Origin of the sequence: Flavobacterium eburneipallidum (assembly GCF_027111355.2) — a bacterium.
Classification (GTDB): domain Bacteria; phylum Bacteroidota; class Bacteroidia; order Flavobacteriales; family Flavobacteriaceae; genus Flavobacterium; species Flavobacterium eburneipallidum.
In genome coordinates this window covers 1,387,495-1,407,720 of the sequence record NZ_CP114291.2, presented here as the reverse complement: position 1 = coordinate 1,407,720, position 20,226 = coordinate 1,387,495, and the positions used below count along the sequence as shown (strand labels likewise).

General features: G+C 34.9%; 20 protein-coding genes. 10 read left to right on the top strand and 10 right to left on the bottom strand.

The window, feature by feature from the left end:
• Window positions 1-98 precede the first annotated feature (98 nt).
• Genes OZP15_RS05830 through OZP15_RS05810 form a run of 5 tightly spaced genes read left to right on the top strand, consistent with a single transcriptional unit; the run spans window position 99 to window position 4,817 of the window.
• Window positions 99-758 carry a TetR family transcriptional regulator C-terminal domain-containing protein gene (locus OZP15_RS05830; protein WP_269227537.1) on the top strand — a complete coding sequence of 220 codons (660 nt, stop codon included), beginning with the start codon at window positions 99-101 and terminating at the stop codon, window positions 756-758.
• Window positions 758-2,059 (top strand): ABC1 kinase family protein, encoded by a 1,302-nt coding sequence (locus OZP15_RS05825; RefSeq protein WP_269227536.1) that lies wholly within the window; start codon window positions 758-760, stop codon window positions 2,057-2,059. Before OZP15_RS05830 ends, OZP15_RS05825 begins: the two co-directional genes overlap by 1 nt.
• Window positions 2,060-2,062: 3 nt before the next feature.
• Complete coding sequence (locus OZP15_RS05820; protein WP_281337255.1) at window positions 2,063-2,746, top strand: SDR family NAD(P)-dependent oxidoreductase; 684 nt, start codon at window positions 2,063-2,065, stop codon at window positions 2,744-2,746.
• 17 nt (window positions 2,747-2,763) lie between these two features.
• A complete protein-coding gene (gene folE, locus OZP15_RS05815) occupies window positions 2,764-3,375 on the top strand; it encodes a GTP cyclohydrolase I FolE (protein WP_269227535.1) in 612 nt (203 codons plus the stop codon).
• Between the two features lie 23 nt (window positions 3,376-3,398).
• Entirely contained in the window at window positions 3,399-4,817 is a 1,419-nt protein-coding gene (locus OZP15_RS05810; protein ID WP_281337254.1) for an SDR family oxidoreductase, read from the top strand.
• Window positions 4,818-4,932: 115 nt separating this feature from the next.
• Here the strand turns inward: OZP15_RS05810 and OZP15_RS05805 are convergent, their stop codons facing one another.
• The 8 genes from OZP15_RS05805 to OZP15_RS05770 all read right to left on the bottom strand — a co-directional run bounded on the left by OZP15_RS05805 (window position 4,933) and on the right by OZP15_RS05770 (window position 12,224).
• Window positions 4,933-6,228 (bottom strand): cryptochrome/photolyase family protein, encoded by a 1,296-nt coding sequence (locus OZP15_RS05805; RefSeq protein WP_269227531.1) that lies wholly within the window; start codon window positions 6,226-6,228, stop codon window positions 4,933-4,935.
• Window positions 6,228-6,689 carry an SRPBCC family protein gene (locus OZP15_RS05800; RefSeq protein ID WP_269227530.1) on the bottom strand — a complete coding sequence of 154 codons (462 nt, stop codon included), beginning with the start codon at window positions 6,687-6,689 and terminating at the stop codon, window positions 6,228-6,230. The genes OZP15_RS05805 and OZP15_RS05800 overlap by 1 nt, the downstream gene beginning before the upstream one ends.
• Before the next feature lie 80 nt (window positions 6,690-6,769).
• Window positions 6,770-7,444, bottom strand: a complete 675-nt coding sequence (locus tag OZP15_RS05795) for a lycopene cyclase domain-containing protein (RefSeq protein WP_269227529.1) — start codon at window positions 7,442-7,444, stop codon at window positions 6,770-6,772.
• Window positions 7,445-7,498: 54 nt separating this feature from the next.
• Window positions 7,499-7,939, bottom strand: a complete 441-nt coding sequence (locus OZP15_RS05790; protein ID WP_269227528.1) for a sterol desaturase family protein — start codon at window positions 7,937-7,939, stop codon at window positions 7,499-7,501.
• Window positions 7,940-7,976: 37 nt separating this feature from the next.
• Window positions 7,977-8,789 (bottom strand): phytoene/squalene synthase family protein, encoded by an 813-nt coding sequence (locus tag OZP15_RS05785; protein ID WP_269227527.1) that lies wholly within the window; start codon window positions 8,787-8,789, stop codon window positions 7,977-7,979.
• Between the two features lie 11 nt (window positions 8,790-8,800).
• On the bottom strand, window positions 8,801-10,261 hold the full coding sequence (locus tag OZP15_RS05780) for a phytoene desaturase family protein (protein ID WP_281337253.1): 1,461 nt from the start codon (window positions 10,259-10,261) through the stop codon (window positions 8,801-8,803).
• Between the two features lie 53 nt (window positions 10,262-10,314).
• Complete coding sequence (locus tag OZP15_RS05775) at window positions 10,315-11,214, bottom strand: MerR family transcriptional regulator (protein ID WP_269227526.1); 900 nt, start codon at window positions 11,212-11,214, stop codon at window positions 10,315-10,317.
• A 50-nt stretch (window positions 11,215-11,264) separates the two neighbouring features.
• Window positions 11,265-12,224 (bottom strand): ion channel, encoded by a 960-nt coding sequence (locus OZP15_RS05770; RefSeq protein WP_269227525.1) that lies wholly within the window; start codon window positions 12,222-12,224, stop codon window positions 11,265-11,267.
• A 192-nt stretch (window positions 12,225-12,416) separates the two neighbouring features.
• On the opposite strand from OZP15_RS05770, the gene OZP15_RS05765 reads away from it, so the two are divergent.
• From OZP15_RS05765 to OZP15_RS05745, 5 genes are all read left to right on the top strand, one after another.
• The gene (locus OZP15_RS05765) at window positions 12,417-14,198 is read left to right on the top strand and encodes an L-fucose isomerase (protein ID WP_281337252.1); all 1,782 of its coding nucleotides are present in this window, start codon (window positions 12,417-12,419) and stop codon (window positions 14,196-14,198) included.
• Window positions 14,199-14,504: 306 nt separating this feature from the next.
• On the top strand, window positions 14,505-15,056 hold the full coding sequence (locus OZP15_RS05760; RefSeq protein WP_281337251.1) for a hypothetical protein: 552 nt from the start codon (window positions 14,505-14,507) through the stop codon (window positions 15,054-15,056).
• A gap of 493 nt (window positions 15,057-15,549) precedes the next feature.
• A complete protein-coding gene (locus OZP15_RS05755; protein WP_281337250.1) occupies window positions 15,550-16,266 on the top strand; it encodes a DUF3826 domain-containing protein in 717 nt (238 codons plus the stop codon).
• Window positions 16,267-16,305: 39 nt separating this feature from the next.
• Window positions 16,306-16,632, top strand: coding sequence for a DMT family transporter (locus tag OZP15_RS05750; protein WP_269227519.1), 327 nt, complete (start codon window positions 16,306-16,308; stop codon window positions 16,630-16,632).
• Window positions 16,633-16,880: 248 nt separating this feature from the next.
• Entirely contained in the window at window positions 16,881-18,143 is a 1,263-nt protein-coding gene (locus tag OZP15_RS05745; RefSeq protein ID WP_281337249.1) for an MFS transporter, read from the top strand.
• A 57-nt stretch (window positions 18,144-18,200) separates the two neighbouring features.
• Here the strand turns inward: OZP15_RS05745 and OZP15_RS05740 are convergent, their stop codons facing one another.
• On the bottom strand, window positions 18,201-19,133 hold the full coding sequence (locus OZP15_RS05740; protein ID WP_281337248.1) for a dihydrodipicolinate synthase family protein: 933 nt from the start codon (window positions 19,131-19,133) through the stop codon (window positions 18,201-18,203).
• 34 nt (window positions 19,134-19,167) lie between these two features.
• The gene (locus OZP15_RS05735) at window positions 19,168-20,169 is read right to left on the bottom strand and encodes a LacI family DNA-binding transcriptional regulator (protein WP_281337247.1); all 1,002 of its coding nucleotides are present in this window, start codon (window positions 20,167-20,169) and stop codon (window positions 19,168-19,170) included.
• Window positions 20,170-20,226: the final 57 nt, after the last annotated feature.

Below are 20,226 nucleotides of genomic sequence, written 5' to 3'. Positions count from 1 at the left end.
TTTGACAAATGTAAAACATTAACATATATTTTTGTTTAACTTTTACAAAATATAGTTAAACATTACTTATCTTTATACCCAATTAAAAAAACTAAAAAATGGCTACCAAAAAAACAGCAGTTACCAAAGACAAGATAGTTTCGATGTACATGAACTACAAATTGGAAAATAATGCCAAGCCAAAATCAGTGTATCATTTTGCAAAAGAAAATGGCTTTGATGAAAAAGAATTCTACTCCTTTTTTGGCACATTAGAAAGTGTTGAAAAAGAAATTTTCAAGATATTTTTAGAAAAAACAGTCGAATTAATTCAAAAAGATGGTAATTATTCGACCTATGATATGAAGAGTAAAATGTTGAGTTTTTATTTTACTTTTTTCGAAATGCTGTCAGCCAATAAAAGTTATGTGGTGATGAGTTTGAAAGAGCATCAAAACCAACTCAAAAATCTAATGCAACTTTCGAGTCTTCGAAACGAATTCAAAAATTATGTTTCGGGAATTATTACGGATGAAGAGCGAATACAATTCGAAAAACTTCAAAATTTTCAAGAAAAAGCCATTCAAGAATCGGCTTGGATTCAATTATTATTGACTTTGAAATTTTGGATGGATGATGAATCTCCCGCTTTTGAAAAAACCGACATTTACATCGAAAAATCCGTGAAACTATCATTCGAATTAATGAATACCGCACCATTGGACAGCCTAATCGATTTTGGAAAATTCCTTTTCAAAGAAAAAACACAAAAAAATTAATGAAGACTATAGACTATATCCCCACTTCCAAAATTGAAAGAGCTACAAAACTGGTGCAAACCGGAGCTAAAGTAGGCGTAAATTATCTGAAATATTACGGCGAGAAAATGGTCAATAGCGATTTGACTCGTGACAAACTCAACGAAGACAATGCCGAAGACATTTATGACGGACTTAAAAGCCTGAAAGGAAGTGCACTGAAAGTTGCCCAAATGTTGAGCATGGACAAGAGTTTTTTGCCACAGGCTTATGTAGAGAAATTTTCGTTGTCGCAATTCTCGGTTCCGCCACTTTCTGCTCCATTGGTTTTAAAAACTTTTAAATCCAATTTTGGCAAAACACCTTATGAAATCTTCGACGAATTCAATGCCAATTCCGTGAATGCTGCCAGTATTGGTCAGGTGCATTTGGCGGTAAAAAATGGTAAAAAACTAGCGGTAAAAATTCAATATCCGGGCGTTGCCAATAGTATTTCGTCTGATTTGGCTTTGGTAAAACCTATTGCGATTCGAATGTTCAATCTGCAAGGCAAGGATTCTGATAAATATTTCAAAGAAGTGGAAGACAAATTGATTGAGGAAACCAACTATTTGTTGGAACTTGAACAAAGTCAAGAAGTAGTGGATGCTTGCCAAAAAATAGAAAATCTGGTTTTCCCACACTATTATCCTGAATATTCTTCCGATAAAATCATCACGATGGATTGGATGACGGGCGTACATTTATCCGAATTCAAGAACAATAATCAAGAAATCGCTGATAAAATTGGTCAGGCACTTTGGGATTTTTATATGTACCAAATTCATATTTTAAGAAAAGTGCACGCCGATCCACATCCTGGAAATTTCTTGGTAAATGCCGAAAATCAATTGGTAGCACTTGATTTTGGTTGTATGAAACAAATTCCTAACGATTTTTACGTTCCTTATTTTGAGTTAATCAACAAAGAAGTAATAGATAATACCCAATTGTTTAGCGACAAATTATTTGAATTAGAAATTCTTCGCACCGATGATTCTCAAGAAGAAATTGAGTATTTCACTACGATGTTTTACGATTTGTTATCGTTGTTTACCCAACCGTTTCAATCCGAAACTTTCAATTTTTCAGACGAAGAATTTTTTCAAAATATTGCACAATTGGGCGAACGATTTTCAAAGGACACCAATCTTCGAAAAATGAACGGCAATCGAGGGTCGAAACATTTTATATACATGAACCGAACTTTCTTTGGATTATACAATTTGATGTTCGATTTGAAAGCGAAAATTGTAGTCAATGAATTTAAAAAATATCAATAACAAATGAAAAATATCCTAATCATTGGCGGCAGCAAAGGCATTGGAAACGCCATTTTGTTGCAACAGTTAGAAAAAAATCAAGTCTATAATATTAGCAGAAATACCCCCGAAATTTCACATCACAATTTGAAACATTATGAATTAGATGTTTTAAAAGATACGCTTCCAGATATCGAAAATATTGATGTTTTGATTTATTGTCCAGGTTCGATAAACTTAAAACCCATTGGCAGTTTAAGCATCGATGATTTTAGAAATGATTTCGAAATTAACGTGATTGGAGCTGTAAAAAGCATTCAAAAATATTTGCCCGTTTTGAAAAAAGGAACCAATCCATCCATTGTTTTATTTAGTACGGTAGCGGCAAAATTAGGAATGCCTTTTCACGCCAGCATCGCTACAGCAAAAGCAGGAGTTGAAGGTTTGGTCAAATCGCTTGGGGCAGAATTGGCTTCGGTGGTTCGGGTAAATGCCATTGCTCCTACCATTACTGAAACTACATTGGCAGCAGGAATTCTCCGAAACGATCGGATGAAAGAAAATATGATGGAACGCCACCCGATGAAGAATTATTTGAAACCCGAAGAAGTAGCAAGTATGGCGAATTACCTGATTTCGGATGAAGCCAAATCTATCTCTGGGCAGGTTTTTGAAATGGATTATGGAATTGTAACATTCAAATTATAAACAACAACAGCAAAAAAATGATAAAAGAAATACGCAGCTACAACAGAATTGAACAATACGACGAGGAAACAACCACAATATTAGCCGAAAATTACAAATCGATAATAGCCAATTTAGGCGAAAATGTAAATCGAGAAGGTTTGCAAAAAACACCCGAAAGAGCTGCGAAAGCGATGCAATATTTAACTCACGGTTATGGGCTAGATCCTTTAGAAATTTTAAAATCGGCACTTTTTACTGAAGACCATAAGCAAATGATTGTAGTAAAAGACATTGAAGTATATTCGATGTGCGAACACCACATGTTGCCTTTTTTTGGAAAAGCGCATGTAGCTTATATTCCAAATGGAAAGATTGTTGGATTAAGCAAAATCCCTAGAATTGTGGATGCTTTTGCCAGAAGAATGCAAGTACAAGAAAGACTAACAGACGAGATAAAAAATTGCATTCAAGATGCGCTAGAACCCCTGGGAGTTGCCGTGGTTATTGAAGCCCAACACATGTGTATGTGCATGCGAGGCATTCAAAAACAAAACTCGGTTACGACAACTTCGTCCTTTAACGGAGCTTTCGAAAAAAACAAAACCAGAAAAGAATTTATTAGTTTGGTTTCGAATAAATTGAGTTAAATAAATGATTCAAAATAAAACAGATGAAAATTCTCTTAACAGGCGCAACAGGCTATATCGGCAAGCGACTTTTACCTATTTTGGTAGCACAAGGTCACGAAATTATCTGTTGCGTAAGAGATAAAAACAGGTTTTATACTCCCAAAAAATTTTTAAATAACATCAGCGTTATTGAAGTCGATTTTTTAAAAAACGAAACATTGTCTGCCATTCCTGACACTATTGACGCTGCGTTTTATTTAATTCATTCCATGTCAAGTTCTGCTACAAATTATGATGAATTTGAAAAGATTTCGGCTGAAAATTTTGTCCACCGGTTGAATCAAACACAAGTAAAACAAGTCATTTATTTGAGCGGAATCGTAAATGACACCTCTCTTTCCAAACATTTATCATCCAGAAAAAAAGTAGAAGATGTTTTGGATACAGGAAACTTTGCTGTAACAACACTTCGGGCTGGAATTATTGTGGGTTCTGGCAGCGCTTCATTCGAAATAATCCGGGATTTGGTCAACAAACTCCCGATTATGATTACCCCAAAATGGTTGAATACTAAATGCCAGCCCATTGCCATCAACGATGTTTTGGAATTCTTGTCAAAATCACTTTTAAATCCTGTTACTTATGGTAAGAATTTTGACATTGGCGGTCCTGATATTCTTACTTACAAAGAAATGTTATTGGGTTTTGCCAAAGCAAAAAAATTAAAAAGATGGATTTTTACCGTTCCAGTAATGACTCCTAAATTATCTTCTTATTGGTTGTATTTTGTGACTTCAACTTCTTATAAACTGGCTTCAGCATTGGTCAGCAGCATGAAAGTGGAGGTGATTTGCAGGAACAACAAAATCAATAATTTATTGGGCGTACAACCTATGACTTATGAACAAGCATTAGCAAGAGCCTTGATCAAAGTAGATGAAGACAAAGTAGCATCGAGTTGGAAAGATTCATTAGTTAGTGGTAGATTTAACAGTAATATTTCTGAATATTTGAAAGTTCCAAAAAAAGATTGTTTCATCGACCGACGAAAAAAAGAAATTATAAATAGAGCATTTACCATCGAACGGATTTGGTCGATTGGTGGCGAAACAGGCTGGTATTATGGTGATTGGCTTTGGAGTTTGAGAGGTTTCATCGACAAATTGTATGGCGGAGTTGGCTCTCGCAGAGGAAGAACCAACAAACATGAAATTCACTCGGGAGACGCATTGGATTTTTGGCGTGTTTTGTATGCCAATAAAGAAGAAGGAAAATTAATCCTATTTGCCGAAATGAAATTACCAGGCGAGGCTTGGCTGGAATTCAAAATCATCAATAATACGTTGTATCAATCGGCTACTTTTAGACCAAAAGGTATTTGGGGAAAACTCTATTGGTATGCGGTTTTGCCCTTTCATGGATTTATTTTTCAAGGAATGTTGAATAAATTAATTCAATAAAAATTTTGAAACATATAAGTCATATAAGTTTTCAAATTATAAAACCGCAAAACCGTTAAGAAAGTTAAAGTTCATTAAAGAATAAAAACTTAACTTTCTTAATGGTTTAAAAAAATCACTTCAAAATTCCCGCTTTATAAGTAGCAATTGCCCGATCTCTAGCTAGTGCATGATCTACCATTGGTTGACCATATCCTAAATCGAATTCAGGAATCCATTTTCGAATGTAAATTCCTTTTTCGTCAAATTTCTTGAGTTGAATTTCGGGATTGAAAACTCGGAAATAAGGCGCAGCATCGCAACCTGTTCCTGCAGCCCATTGCCAGTTTCCTACGTTGGCTGCCAATTCGTAATCCAATAATTTCTGTGCAAAATAAGCTTCGCCCCATTGCCAAGGAAGTAGTAAATGTTTGCAAAGAAAACTCGCTACCACCATTCGAACCCGATTGTGCATATAACCTGTTGCGTTCAGTTCTCGCATTCCCGCATCAACCATTGGATAACCAGTGGTTCCCGAACACCAGCGCTTGAAATCTGCTTCATCATTCCGCCATTGGATTCCGTCATAAGCAGATTTAAAATTATTCGTAACCACTTTTGGGAAACTAAATAGAATTTGCATAAAAAACTCTCTCCAAATCAATTCACTCAAGAATACATCATTTTTTCGAACTGCCCAATTGACTAATTTTCGAATACTCACCGTTCCAAAACGCAAATGTGGCGAAAGATAAGTAGTGGTATTCAAGGCTGGAAAATCACGGGTTTCGTGATAAGTAGCCACGTTTTTCAGGTTATGAGGAATTACTTTTATGGTATTTTCTTCAAACCCAATTTGTTCTAAAGTTGGAAAAACAAAATCGCTTTTATAGAAATTAGAAAAATAATTAGTTGCGTCATATTCAGGAACAGGTGCAATCAATTTATAGTTTTCTAACCATTTGTTTTTATAAGGCGTATAAACCGTATAGGGCAATCCATCGGATTTGGTGATTTCTTTTTCTTCAAAAATAACTTGATCCTTGAATGAAAACGAACTTACATTATTCGCTTTTAATAATTCGCTTATAGCCAAGTCTCTTTGAATAGCAAAAGGTTCGTAATCCTTATTGAAGAAAACTTCTTTTACTTCAAATTCTTGAATGAGCTGTTGCCAAACGGCTGGAGTTTTTCCTTTTTTGACTAAAAGCGAACTTCCTATTTCTTGTAGTTTTTCATTAATTTTTGAAAGCGATTCGTGAATAAAACCCACTCTAGCATCATTCTTTGGCAAACTATTCAAAATAGCTTCATCAAAAATAAACAACGGAATTACTGGATATTGCGACTTCAGAGCATGAAACAATCCCACATTATCTTCCAATCGTAAATCCCTACGAAACCAAAAAAGAGTCACTGCTTGCTTTATCATTATTTAGAATTGAAGATTTTGTTTACGGCTTGCACTCGGTACTCAAAAATTTCTTTGAGCTTATTTTTGACTACCAAAGTATTCATTATTTGACCAATAAATCCCAACGGCAAAGCATAATGCACCACATCGGTCATTTTTACACCGTTTTCAGTTGGTTCAAAAAAGTGTTTGTGATGCCATAAAGTGTATGGTCCAAAACGTTGTTCGTCGATAAAATATTCTCTGTCTTTTACGACAGTAATTTCAGTTGTCCATCGCAATTTTATACCCGCAAGAGGCGATACTTTGTATTGAATAATTTGCCCAGCATACATGGATTTTTCATCAAAATCAGTTATGATGAAACCCATAGTTTCTGGTGTGATTTTTTGTAAATTTCTTGGACTAGAGAAAAAAGCCCAACATTCTTCGATTGTTGCGTTGATGTGCTGAACGGTTTCTTTTTTATATACTTTCATTTTAGTTTTTTTCGCCACAGATTTTAACAGATTAAAAAAATAAAAATCAGTGTAAATCCGTTTAATCCGTGGCTAATTAATTATTTTTCTATTTTTTTAATCAAAACCAAACTCATCAACAACATCGAAAAGGCATATCCTACATCTTCAATTGGGATTGTCCCTAATCGAATTCCTAAATTTTCGGAATTATTATACATTACGACTGGCTCATCAATAAAACTACCTGTTAGGATTCCGTTGACTATCGCAAATGGAATTAATATGATAAGAAAAGTGATGAAAAACGTATTCAAAATATAAGGCACTTTAAAAACAGTATAAGTCAATAAGAGAACAAAAACACTGTAATTTATAGCCGTGTACCATTTATCATAGTTTACAAAAAGTACTGGCAAAAGTACTAACATCAAAATCCAATAGATGATTTTAACCGCTTTATCAGTCAATGCAATATTGGGACAAAAATAATGAAAGGCAAAGTGAATGAACAGGCTGGCATAAGGAATACAGATAAAAAACAACCATTCCTCAATAGGCAAATCAAAGAATTCTACACCCGAATGATAGCGAGGATTGAAACTCCACACTCCTATTTTAGTAAAAATAATATCCCAAATAATAAAGAAAATTGCCGTAATAATGATGGCAGAAAAAACAGCTTTCCATCTTTTTATATACTTCATTCGATTCTCGAAACTATACAGAAACGGAATAATAAAGGAAGCGATATTTAGGAAAAAGTATAATGACATATTTTTGAATTAATCTTTGTCAAAGTTTTGAACTTTGACAAAGATGTTGGAACATTATTTTTTAAAGTATTTGAAAGGAACAAACAACATCCCGAAACATTCTCCGTCTTCTTTGCCAAGGTGTTTGTGGTGAACTTTGTGTCCTTTTCTCAAGGCGAGTAAATATTTGTTTTTGGTATTCTTGAACAACTTAAATCGTTGATGGATAAAGATATCATGCACGATAAAATAACTCAAACCGTAGGCAAAAATACCCAAGCCAATAAAAAATTTGTAATCAAAACCAGCCTCGGCTCCAAAATAAAAAAGCAGAATACTCGGAATGGCAAAAATCACAAAAAACAAATCATTACGTTCAAAGATATTAGCATATTTCGGCTGATGGTGATCTTCGTGTAAATACCACAAAAAACCGTGCATCACAAATTTGTGCGTACACCAAGTAATGCATTCCATTATCAAATATGTACCTAAAACAATCAGAAAAGATGTCATTTTTTACTATTTTATAGTTGAAATTTTAAGCTAAAAACTAGACCAATTTTAATTTGTAAGATACGAAAGAATTGGCAAACAAAATCCCTTTTGAATAATTAGAAACTCGAATTCTCTCGGCTCCAATTTTATGACAAGGCGTATTTTCTAGTTTTTTTAATAATTTTTTATAATAAACATAAGCAGTATAAACCCCAAATTTAGCTTCAATGGGTAATTTTTTTATTCCTTCATAAGCCACTCTAAAATCTTCTTCAATTTCTTTGATAATCATTGCTTTAGAACTTTCGTCAAAAGAACTCAAATCGACCCCTGGAAAGTAATTTCGATTCAAAACCAAATTATCGTCTTTCAAATCTCGCAAAAAATTCACTTTTTGAAACGCCGAACCCAATCGCATCGCTTCGTTACCATTCACAAAAACTTTTAGACACATCAATCCAACCACATCGGCTGAACCATAAATGTATTCTTCATATTCTTGTTTGCTATTGTATTCAGATTTGACCAAATCCATTTTCATGCTTTTCAAAAAAGACTGAATTAAATCGTCTGAAATATTGTATTTGTTAACAGATTGAAGAAAAGAATTCAAAATAGGGTTTAAACTAATACCCATTTTTTGAGCTTTGTAATAATCGTTTTCAAAATCATTGATTAATGTTTCTTTGTCGAAACCGTGAAATGAATCGACAATTTCATCAGCAAAACGCACAAATCCATAAATGCTATAAATGGCATCACGAATACTTGGCGAAAGTGTTTTGACAGCCAAAGAAAATGAAGTGCTGTAGCTTTTAGTTACTAAAACACTGCATTTAAAGGACACTTCATCAAATAATTGCTTCATATTTATGCGTATTAAAATTGCTTTTTAATTAAATCGGATACTATTTTTCCCGAAATTATCGATGGTGGAACTCCTGGCCCTGGAACGGTTAATTGTCCTGTAAAAAATAGATTTTTTACTTTTTTGCTAATAATCTTGGGTCTTAAGAAAGCCGTTTGTGTTAGAATATTGGCCAATCCGTAAGCGTTTCCTTTATAGGAGTTGTAATCATTGACAAAATCATTTACACAGAAACTTTCTTTAAAGATAATGTTTTCTGTCACTTTTTGATTGGTCAACGCTTCAAATCTTCCGATAATGTTCTTGAAATATTCCTCTCTGATTGCTGGCGTATCTTCGATTCCGGGCGCAATTGGAATCAAAAATATTCCCGCTTCTTTGCCTGTTGGTGCAACCGAATTGTCTGTTATACTGGGAAAACTGGCGTAAAAAAGTGGTTTTTCGGGCCATTTTGGATTGTCGTAAATATCTTTAGCATGTACATCAAAATCGGTATCAAAAAACAAGGTATGATGCGAAACATTTTTTATTTTCTTATCAAAACCTACATAAAATAATAATGACGATGGTGCAAAAATTTTGGTATCCCAATATTTTTCCGAATATCCTCGGTGTTTTTCGTCTAATAAAGTTTCCGTATGATGGTAATCGGCTCCGCTCAAAACCGCGTCTGATGTAATTGTTATTCCGTTAGAAACAACACTTTTTACGACTCCATTTTCTACATTTATTTTTTCGACATTTTGATTGGTTTCAATCTTTACTCCTAATTCTACTGCCAAAGTTACCATTGCTTTAACCACTTCATACATTCCTCCTTTTGGATGCCAAGTCCCTAAACCAAAGTCAGCATAATTCATAAAACTATAGAACGAAGGCGTGTTTGAAGGCTTGGCACCCAGAAACAAAACTGGAAATTCCATAATTTGTTGCAAGCGGTTGTTCTTGATTTTCTTTCGAACTTTAGTTCTAATACTGGTAAAAAATTGATTTACTTTTTTGATAGTAACTGGAGTAATCAATTCGGTTATCGAAATCCCTGGACGATACACCAAGTCCTTGATAGCCACATCATAATTGTGTTTGGCATCTTTTAGAAATATTTCCAAATGTTTTGAACTTCCTAATTCTTCTTTCTCGAAAATTTTGTAAATATGAAGTAAATTATCCGGAATTTCAACAGAATCTTCTTTACCAAAATAGACTTCATAAGCAGGATTTAGCTTGTCTAAATGATAATAATCAGAAGGTTTTTTGTCAAAATCATTAAAAAATTTCTCGAACACATCGGGCATCCAATACCAAGTGGGACCAATATCAAAAGTAAAACCTTCCTTTACCAATTGCCTTGCTCGACCACCTACAGTATTGTTTTTTTCGAGGATAGTAACATCAAATCCTTCTTTGGCTAAATAGCAAGATGCTGCTAAAGCTGAAAACCCTGAACCTATTATTGTGATTGTTTTTTTCATTTGTTTAGCAAATATACTAAAAAGTTAAACAAAAATACATCATTAACATTAAATTATAATTCTTTTACCAAATCTGGAATCGAACTAAAAATCCTAATCTCTTCAGGGATTTTTTTATTGTTAATTGACTCTGTCATTCGACCTAGTAACCAAAGTTGTGAATTAGCATCCATAACTTCAGTAGCCATTTCGTTTAAATAATCATCAACATCATCTTTTGTAGGTTGTACCGTTAAATAAGCTACATAAACGATATTATCAAAATATTGCTTCATATCCTTTAAACTCTCTACAGGAACACTCTCACCTAGGTAAATGGTTTTGTAACCATTGAGTAATATTTCATAATTAAGATACATCAACCCCAATTCATGAATTTCGTTTTCAGGAAGATACAAAACGAAGATTTTATCGGTTCGTGTAGGTTCTAAAACTTGAATTTTTTCAGTATTGACTAGTAATTTTTGCTTGATTAAATAGGAAACAAAATGCTCTTGAGCTGGAGTAATTGTACCTGATTGCCACAATAACCCAATTTCATTCATTAATGGAATAAAGACTTCATAAAAAACTTCACGGAATGATTTCTCGGAAAGCAAATTTGCATAAGTCTTAAAAAACAACACTTGATCAAAGTTCATCATTGCCATTTTAAAAGCGTTAAGGGCGTGATTTTTTGAACTTTTTTCCGAAATTATTTCTCTAACCAGCAATTCAATCTTCTCGGATGAATGTGAGGCAATTCTCGAGATCTTGTACCCATAATTGTGTAACAAAACAATATTGAGCAGTTTTTGTAAATTGTGTGTATCGTAATTTCGGATATTGGTCGTAGAACGCATGGGTTCTAGAATATTGTATCTTTTCTCCCAAATTCGAATGGTGTGTGCTTTCACACCCGAAAGGTTTTCGAGGTCTTTGATACTAAAAACCGATTTAATATTGTTTATCATTTTCAGAAAATTAATAAACAAATATAGTAAAATATATTTAGCCTCTAAAATTATAAACTAACACTTTCAAAATGATTCAATTTATCCAAATGCAAAATGGTTTTGGTATTGGTATTATTTCTAGAATACATGGGTTGAAACTTGGCTCCATAAACCACTTCGGCAAAAGTATAAGAGGTTCTGATGGCGACGGTATTGCTAAACATATCGTCAAAAGTCTTGATAAAAACCAAAATTTCGCCATTGATAGTTTCGAAATCTTCTTTTGTAAATTGATACAATGGGCTGTCTTCTGTAATAGGATGCACAAGTGTCCAACTCAAAGTCAAGGCATTAATTTTATCCAATTCTAAATCTAATGAATAGAATTTGTTGCTCATTTTTCCATCTTCTTCCACACTTATTCCTACCGTAATTTTTGCTTCAGCATCAGTAAGATTAGTGTTTTTAAAAGGCGTGAGTCGAATCATCAATGCTGTTGTGTCTTTGTATGGCGCGATAATGGCGTTGTGAGAAAATTTTATAAAAGCAATGGGTTTACTGAAACGTCCAAAGAATAAACCTGTAGCAATAGCAAAACTCAACAAACCAATCAAAGCTTCCAAAGCCGAAACCGTACTTGCCAAAAAACCTGACGGACTAACGTGACCATATCCCACAGTAGTAAAGGTTTGCGCACTAAAAAAATAGGTTTCTCCAAACTTTACCCATTCCGAATCAGAAGGGTCAATACCATTCAGATATTCGATACCAATAACGAAATAAAGGCAAGCAAACAGAAAATTAATACAAATGTAAAAAGATAAAAGAATCAGCATAAATTTCCAAGCAGGCATTTCAATCATCGTGTGGTACCAACTGATGCGATGCAGGAAATTCATTCCCTGTTTCTCTACATTTGCTTTTCCGTTTTTATTCACAAAACGCCCTCCGTAACTGTAAGTATTTACACCAAATCCAGAATTTAAATAAGATTTCGCTTTTTTGTTTATTTGGTTTAATAATGCCATTTTGAAATTTTAGAGAAGCGTAAAATTACTTAAAAATTATTCAAATTCTTGAAAGCAAATTCTTGAGAAATTATTTTTTGTGTAGAAAATACAATTATTTTATTTTCAAACATCATTATCCTAAAAAAATCATTATTTTTAAAAGCTATTTAAAAAAAACTAACCTAAAATTATTCACTAAAATAAACCATAATGAACTTTAAAAATTTAATTGGACAATTACCAAAAATAGGAATTAGACCCGTAATTGACGGAAGATTGGATGGAGTAAGGGAATCGCTTGAAGAATCAACCATGAATATGGCACGAATTGCCGCCGATTTCCTAGAAAAAAATTTACGTCACGCTGATGGAAGCAAAGTAGAATGTGTGATTTCGGATTCTTGTATTGGTGGTGTTACCGAAGCAGCCGCTTCTGCCGATAAATTTTCGAGAGAGGGCGTTGGATTAAGTTTGACCGTGACGCCTTGTTGGTGTTATGGCAGTGAAACTATCGATATGGATCCCTTGATTCCAAAAGCCATTTGGGGTTTCAACGGAACCGAACGTCCGGGAGCGGTTTATTTGGCGGCAGCCTTGGCGGGTCACAACCAAAAAGGACTTCCTGCCTTTGGTATTTACGGTCGTGATGTTCAAGACAGCGACGACACCAGCATTCCAGAAGATGTACAGAAAAAATTATTGCTTTTCGGAAAAGCCGGTTTAGCAGTTGCAACAATGAAAGGCAAATCATACCTGTCTATGGGAGCCGTTTCTATGGGAATTGCGGGTTCTATCATTGATCCGAATTTCTTCGAAAGCTTTTTGGGAATGCGTTGCGAAAACATCGACATGACCGAATTTTCGAGAAGAATCGAACACGAAATCTACGACAAACAAGAATACGAAAAAGCCTTTGCTTGGACTAAAGAAAAATGCAAAGAAGGCAAAGATTACAATCCCGAAAACCGACAAAAATCAAGAGAAGAATTGGACAAAGATTGGGAATTTGTCGTAAAAATGGCCTTGATTGGTCGCGACTTGATGATTGGGAATCCAAAACTGAAAGCATTAGGTTATGGCGAAGAAGCCTTAGGAAGAAACGCCATTTCTGGTGGTTTCCAAGGACAAAGACAATGGACAGACCACCTTCCAAACGGCGATTTTATGGAAGCCATCCTTACTTCTTCTTTCGACTGGAATGGCATCCGTCAACCGTTTATGTTGGCTACCGAAAACGATAGTTTGAACGGAGTTTCGATGTTGTTCGGACATTTATTGACTGGAGCAGCCCAAATTTTTAGCGACGTGAGAACTTATTGGAGTCCCGAAGCGGTGAAAAGAGTGACGGGTTACGAACTAAAAGGCGACGCTGCTAACGGTTTCATCCACCTCATCAATTCCGGTGCTTCGGCATTGGACGGAACTGGAGAACAAACCATCGACGGCAAACCAGCAATGAAACCTTGGTGGGACATTACCGAAAACGAAGTTGAAAAATGTCTCGAAAAAACCACTTGGGGACCGGGAATGTTGGAATATTTTAGAGGTGGCGGTTATTCTTCGACTTTCAAAACCAAAGGCGAAATGCCCGTGACGATGTGCCGAATCAATATCGTGAAAGGCATTGGTCCCGTATTGCAAATCGCCGAAGGAAAAACCATCGAACTTCCGGAAGACGTGCACAACACCATCAACGAAAGAACCAATCCGACTTGGCCAACCACTTGGTTTGTGCCGAACCTCACGGGCAAAGGACCTTTCAAGGATGTATATAACGTGATGTCTAATTGGGGAGCCAATCACGGCGCCTTCACTTACGGACATATTGGTGCCGATTTAATCACTCTGGCCTCGATGCTCCGAATCCCAGTAAACATGCATAATGTGCCCGAAGACCAAATCTTCAGACCAAGTGCTTGGGCGTCTTTTGGTATGGATCCAGAATCTTCGGATTATAGAGCTTGTAGTACTTACAAGGCTTTGTATGAATAAAAACAGTTGATTTTTTGGGCGTTACCATAAGGGTCGGGCTGTTCGCTGTATCTTTTATTCCGCTATCGCTCCATAAAAGGATGCCGCTGCCATCCCTAACGCAAACCCCAGAAAAATTCACCAATAGAAATCAAAAGGCTAGTTTGAAATACGAACTAGTCTTTTTAATTTTTGTAAGAAAAAATTAATATATTTGAGAGAAAAATAAAACTGAATAAAACTTTCGCTGTCTATCTCAATTTTGGAGTCTAAGCAAAAGTTCGTTTCGAATACATATAAGTTCGCAGAAATCTTAACCAAATCGCTATGAAAAAATTCTTCTTATTATTGGTAGCAATATGCATAAGTTGTAATAACCTAAATGACAATAAACTTCAAGAAGAAAGTTACTCTTTAATCAATTATGTAATCAAAACAGAACTTAATGATCAAGATAAAGGCTATATATCTGAAGAGTTATTAGACTCAAATCCTTCACAGTCATTGAAGTTATTTATTCAAGAAAATTTAAACGAAAAAGATTCCACATTTATTAATAGTCAAATCCTTAATCGTGTTACTTTCAGATTAGACCAAGATAAAGTTTCTATAAAAAAAGTTTTGCTCCGTTCAGATTTGGACAATCTCATAAAACCTGGTGAGCGCTCTATTTCATTTTGGAGTCGATTCGAATCTAAATACAATGAAAAAGACTTTTCTACAATAAGTCAGCCAATCTTTAATAAATCTCTTGATTTGGCAATTATTTCATTTGGTCACCATTGTGGTTCTCTTTGTGGTGGTGGCTCAACCGCGATTTATGAAAAGAAGAATGGAAAGTGGAAAAAGGTAAAAACAATAAGCACTTGGGTGAGTTAAGACTTCTGTTAATCTAGGGCTTCGCCAGAAACTGATGGAGTGCACCCCGCTCCGCAAAAGTCTCTGACTTTGCGAATGTGTTAGTCAGTCTCAGACTGACATAAAAATATAATAACTAAACCTATGAATACACAAACAATCCTAAAAATCATATACGTGACTACACTGTTTTTGTTGACCGTTTTCATTTGGCACCAATTATATTCCGCTCAATTATTAGAGTATGATGAAAATTACGGAGTATTAATTTCAACTTTTTTACTTTCCGTTTTGGCAACACTCTTTTTGACAATATTGTGGTTTAAAGCTAGAACTTTTATTGAACAAAACTCTTTTGTTACAATTTTGTTTTTATTTATGAGTTCTCCATTAATACTTCTTTTTATTTTCTATTTCTATCACGAAATATTTGGAAAACTAAAAAATTAATGAAACAATTATTAGGACGAGCGTACTGCCCTAAAAAAAACCGTCACCAAAAATTCAAACTAAAATGAAAAACAAAACCCTCTTGCCCGCGTTATTACTCGCTTTATTCCTTTCGAATGTTACTTTCGGACAAGAACAAACGAATCCACAACAAAGCCCAAAAAAGGAATTGACCCAAGAAGAAAGACAAGCCAATTCCAATCTGGAGCAAGAAAAGAAAGCCGCCGAATGGGTTGCAACTTTGAATTTGAACAATTCTACCAAAGAACAAAGACTTCAAGCGGTAATCGTTACCCACTTGAAAGCGGTTCGAGATTGGAACAACGAACATCCCGGAACCATTGTGCCAGCAGGAATCAATCCAACCACAGGACAACAACTCAGCGATTTAGAAAAACAAATTATTGCTCAATCATCAATGCCAAAAACAGTTCACGAAAACTTAATGAATGGGCTTCGTAACCATTTATCCGAAGAACAAGTGGAATTGATTTTAGACAAATACACCATTGGAAAAGTCCAATTTACGATGAATGGGTACAAAGCTATTGTTCCTGACATGACGACTTTGGAAGAAGAAACTATTTTGAAATTTATGAAACAAGCCCGAGAACAAGCTGTCGATTACAAGAGCATGAAACAAATTTCGGCCATTTTCGAAATTTACAAAACCAAATCGGAGCAATACCTAAACAACAACGGTCGCAGCTGGAAGCAAATGTATAAAACTTACACGGATGCGATAAAAGCAAAAAAAGCAGCTGAAAAAGTGGCTAAATAAAAAAGCTTTTATCTTTGCATCAGTTTTAAAAATAAAAAAATGAATTGGATTCTTTTGATTATCGCTGGATTATTCGAAGTAGCATTTGCTTCTTGTTTGGGCAAAGCCAAAGAAGCTTCTGGAAACGAAGCCTATTGGTGGTATGCTGGATTTCTAGTTTCGCTGACTATTAGTATGGTTTTGTTGGTCAAAGCTACTCAAACTTTACCCATCGGAACGGCTTATGCGGTTTGGACAGGAATTGGAGCGGTTGGAACCGTATTGATGGGAATTTTTATTTTCAAAGAACCAGCTACATTTTGGCGAATTTTCTTCATCATCACACTGATTAGCTCTATTATTGGACTGAAATCCGTTTCTCATTAATAATCCAAGGCATTCACTTTTAAAATTCCACCGCAGATTCGCAGATTTTAAAAATGAAAAGAGCTGTTTTATTACACTAATTTAAAAATATACTTTAATTTCATCTGATTTATGTTGTGGAAAATCTGCGAATCTGCGGTATGTTTTTGCATTTAATGTGTCTTTTGTTTTAAAAGCTAATACCCTGCTAATAATGTTTATTTTTCTCATTTGAATTTGTATATTAGGGGTCTATTAGTAACCGAATTATGATTGCAAAATTGAATGAAAAAAAATGCTATCCATGGATAGTTGTGGGTTTGTTGTGGTTTGTCGCTTTGTTAAATTACCTAGATCGTCAGATGCTTTCTACCATGAAACCTGCCATGATGATTGACATTCCAGAACTTGCCAAAGCCGAAAATTTTGGTTTACTGATGGCAGTTTTTCTTTGGATTTATGCTTTAATGAGTCCTATTTCTGGAATCATTGCCGACAGGCTCAATAGAAAAAATATGATTGTGGGTAGTCTTTTTGTTTGGTCGGGCGTTACGATGGCGATGGGATATGCCACTACTTTCAATCAAATTTATATTTTAAGAGGGATTATGGGTTTTAGTGAAGCTTTTTATATTCCTGCTGCTTTGTCTTTGATTGTGGATTATCATCAAGGAAGCACCCGCTCATTTGCCATTGCTATTCATACTACAGGAATTTATCTGGGACAAGCTTTGGGTGGATTTGGCGCTACTATTTCCAAACATTTTTCTTGGCATTTTACCTTTCATTCTGTTGGATTATTGGGCGTAATTTATAGCATTATACTTATTTTCCTCATTAAAGAAAAGAAAAGTTATACGTTGAATAAAGACCAAAAAACAAAAATTCAAGTAGAATTCAAACAAATGCTCAAAGGATTGGGAATCTTATTCGGAAATATTTCGTTTTGGGTTTTGCTCTTTTATTTCTCGGCTCCGAGTTTGCCCGGTTGGGCTGCCAAAAACTGGTTACCTACCCTATTTTCAGAAACATTGCATTTGGAAATGGCAGTTGCTGGCCCCATAGCTACCGTTACGATTGCTATGTCTTCATTTGTTGGTGTTTTAGTGGGCGGTTATATTTCCGATAAATGGGTCATGAGAAACCTCAAAGGAAGAATTTATACCAGCGTAATCGGTTTGTCGTTTACGATTCCTGCTTTGTTTTTATTAGGAAATGGGATCAGTATTGAGGCTATCATAACTGGTGGAATTCTATTTGGTTTAGGTTTTGGAATTTTTGACACTAATAATATGCCTATTCTTTGCCAATTTGTATCAGCCCGTTATCGTGCTACAGGATACGGAATTATGAATTTGGTTGGGATTTCGGCTGGAGCGGTTATCACTGAATTTTTAGGAAAAGCCGCCGATAATGGAGGAATGGGTCGTGTATTTGTACTGCTAATTGTGGTAGTTGTCATTGCTATTATTTTGCAATTGACAACTTTACATCCCAAAACAGCCAACATGACGGAAGAAGTTGAATTATAAAACATATAAGTCATATAAGTTTTTAGCTTATATGACTTATATGGTTATTCAAAAAAGTTACACTACTTGGTTAACTTTAATTTCGATTTCCTTAATATTGGCGATTACTTTTGTCATTTCTTTTTCGTCGAAAGCGGTAAACGGCGGAGCAATATTGCCTCTCACAATTCCTAATCCTGACAAAGCTCCTTTCAATCCTTTGAGATAACTAGAACCATACGAACCTACGGTATAAATTCGGGTACTGATTTCCATCACCAAATCTTGTAAAATTGCAATTCGATCAAAATCTTTAGCTAAAGCAGCTTCATATAAGGCAACATATAATTTTGGAAAAAGATTCGCACCTCCGTTAACACCTCCGCTTCCGCCCATCATTACGGTTTCGGCAGTGATTTCTTCTGGCCCAACGAGAAGGCTGAAATTGTTTTTCAATAAATAGCACAAAGTTTGAAAATAAACTGCATTCGCCGAACTGTCTTTTAGTCCAATAACATTTGGATGTTCAGACAGGCGAACTACAGTTTTCACATCAATATTGATTTTGGTATGCGAAGGCATATTGTACAAGAAAAGCGGCAAACTAACTTGGTCTGCCAAACTCCAATAGTATTTATACAATTCCTCTTGACCCAAACCATAATAATAAGGCGGTGCCGCAACAACAGCTGCCGCTCCAGCTTTTTCTGCTATTAAAGTCAATTTCACACTTTCTTCAATAGAAGTATCTGTAATCCCTACAAATACTGGAATTCTTCCATTCACTGCTTTACAGCTTTCTACAATAAGTTGTTCACGGGTTGTATAACTTAAACTGGTTGATTCGCCTGTAGTTCCTAGAATAAATATTCCGTGAACTCCTCCTGAAATTAAATGTTCTACCAAATGTTGAACTCCATTTACATCCAATGAAAGATTATCTGATAATAAAGGAGTGACCATTGGAGGAATAATTCCACCGAAAGCAGGTTTATTAGTTTGCGTTGTCATTGTATTGAATTTATATCGTTTTATTTTAAAATTTTTATTTTGTTTCAAGTGTGGCTGTCAAGAGAATATTTTGGGATTCCTTATCTTTATTTTCAATTTGTTCAATGAGGATTCTTACTGCCTCTTGCCCCATTTCTTTTATGGGCTGACTGATAAAAGGAATATGAACATCCAAAAACTGATAAATCAAATTCTCATCAAATGCCACCACGTCAATTTCGCTTTGGATTTTCTTTCCAAAATTCCTAATTTGCTTCAAACCCTCGGTCGCAATAGTATTAGTAGCAAAATAAATAGCACTGACTTTTTCGTCAAAAATCAATTCCCGTACGGCTTCTTGAATTTCACTTTGCAACGATTGATGGTTCACTTTCTTTAAATATTGAGTAGGATCAGCAATATTGGTTTGTTTCATAGCTTCCAAATACCCATTACATCGATCTTGATAATGCAAAAGTGCCGATTCATAGACAATGGCTCCAATTTTTTGATGTCCTTTACTTAACAAATGACTAGTTGCTTCGAAAGAGGCTTTAAAATTATCAACTGTTACCGTATTGACATCAATTCCGTCAAAATAACGGTCAATCAAAACTAAAGGAACATTAGATTGTTGGATACCTAAAACCGTTTCTCTTGATGACTCGGGAGAGGCTACAATAAATCCATCTACCTGACGGGTGCTTAAAAAACCCAGTACTTTTATAAATTTATCTTGATTTTCATCCGACGAACCAAAGATTACGGTGTAGTTATGGGCATAAGCTTCATCCTCTATGGTTCGAGCCAAACTCGAAAAAAAAGGATTCGAAATATCGGCAACAATTAGTCCTATAGTGCGTGAAATATTAGTCTTTAAACTTCTAGCATTCAAATTAGGAAAATAATGAAGTTCTTGAGCTGCTTTTCTTATTATATCTGCTGTTTCTTGCGACACTCTGTTTTCTTTATCTTTATTATTTAAAACATACGAAACTAGAGTAGCAGAAACTCCTACTTTGTTTGCAATATCCTTTAATGATGTTTTCCTAGTCATTTTGCTTTAACGTTTAAGCGAAAATAATAAATAAAATAATACAGCCAAATATTTAAC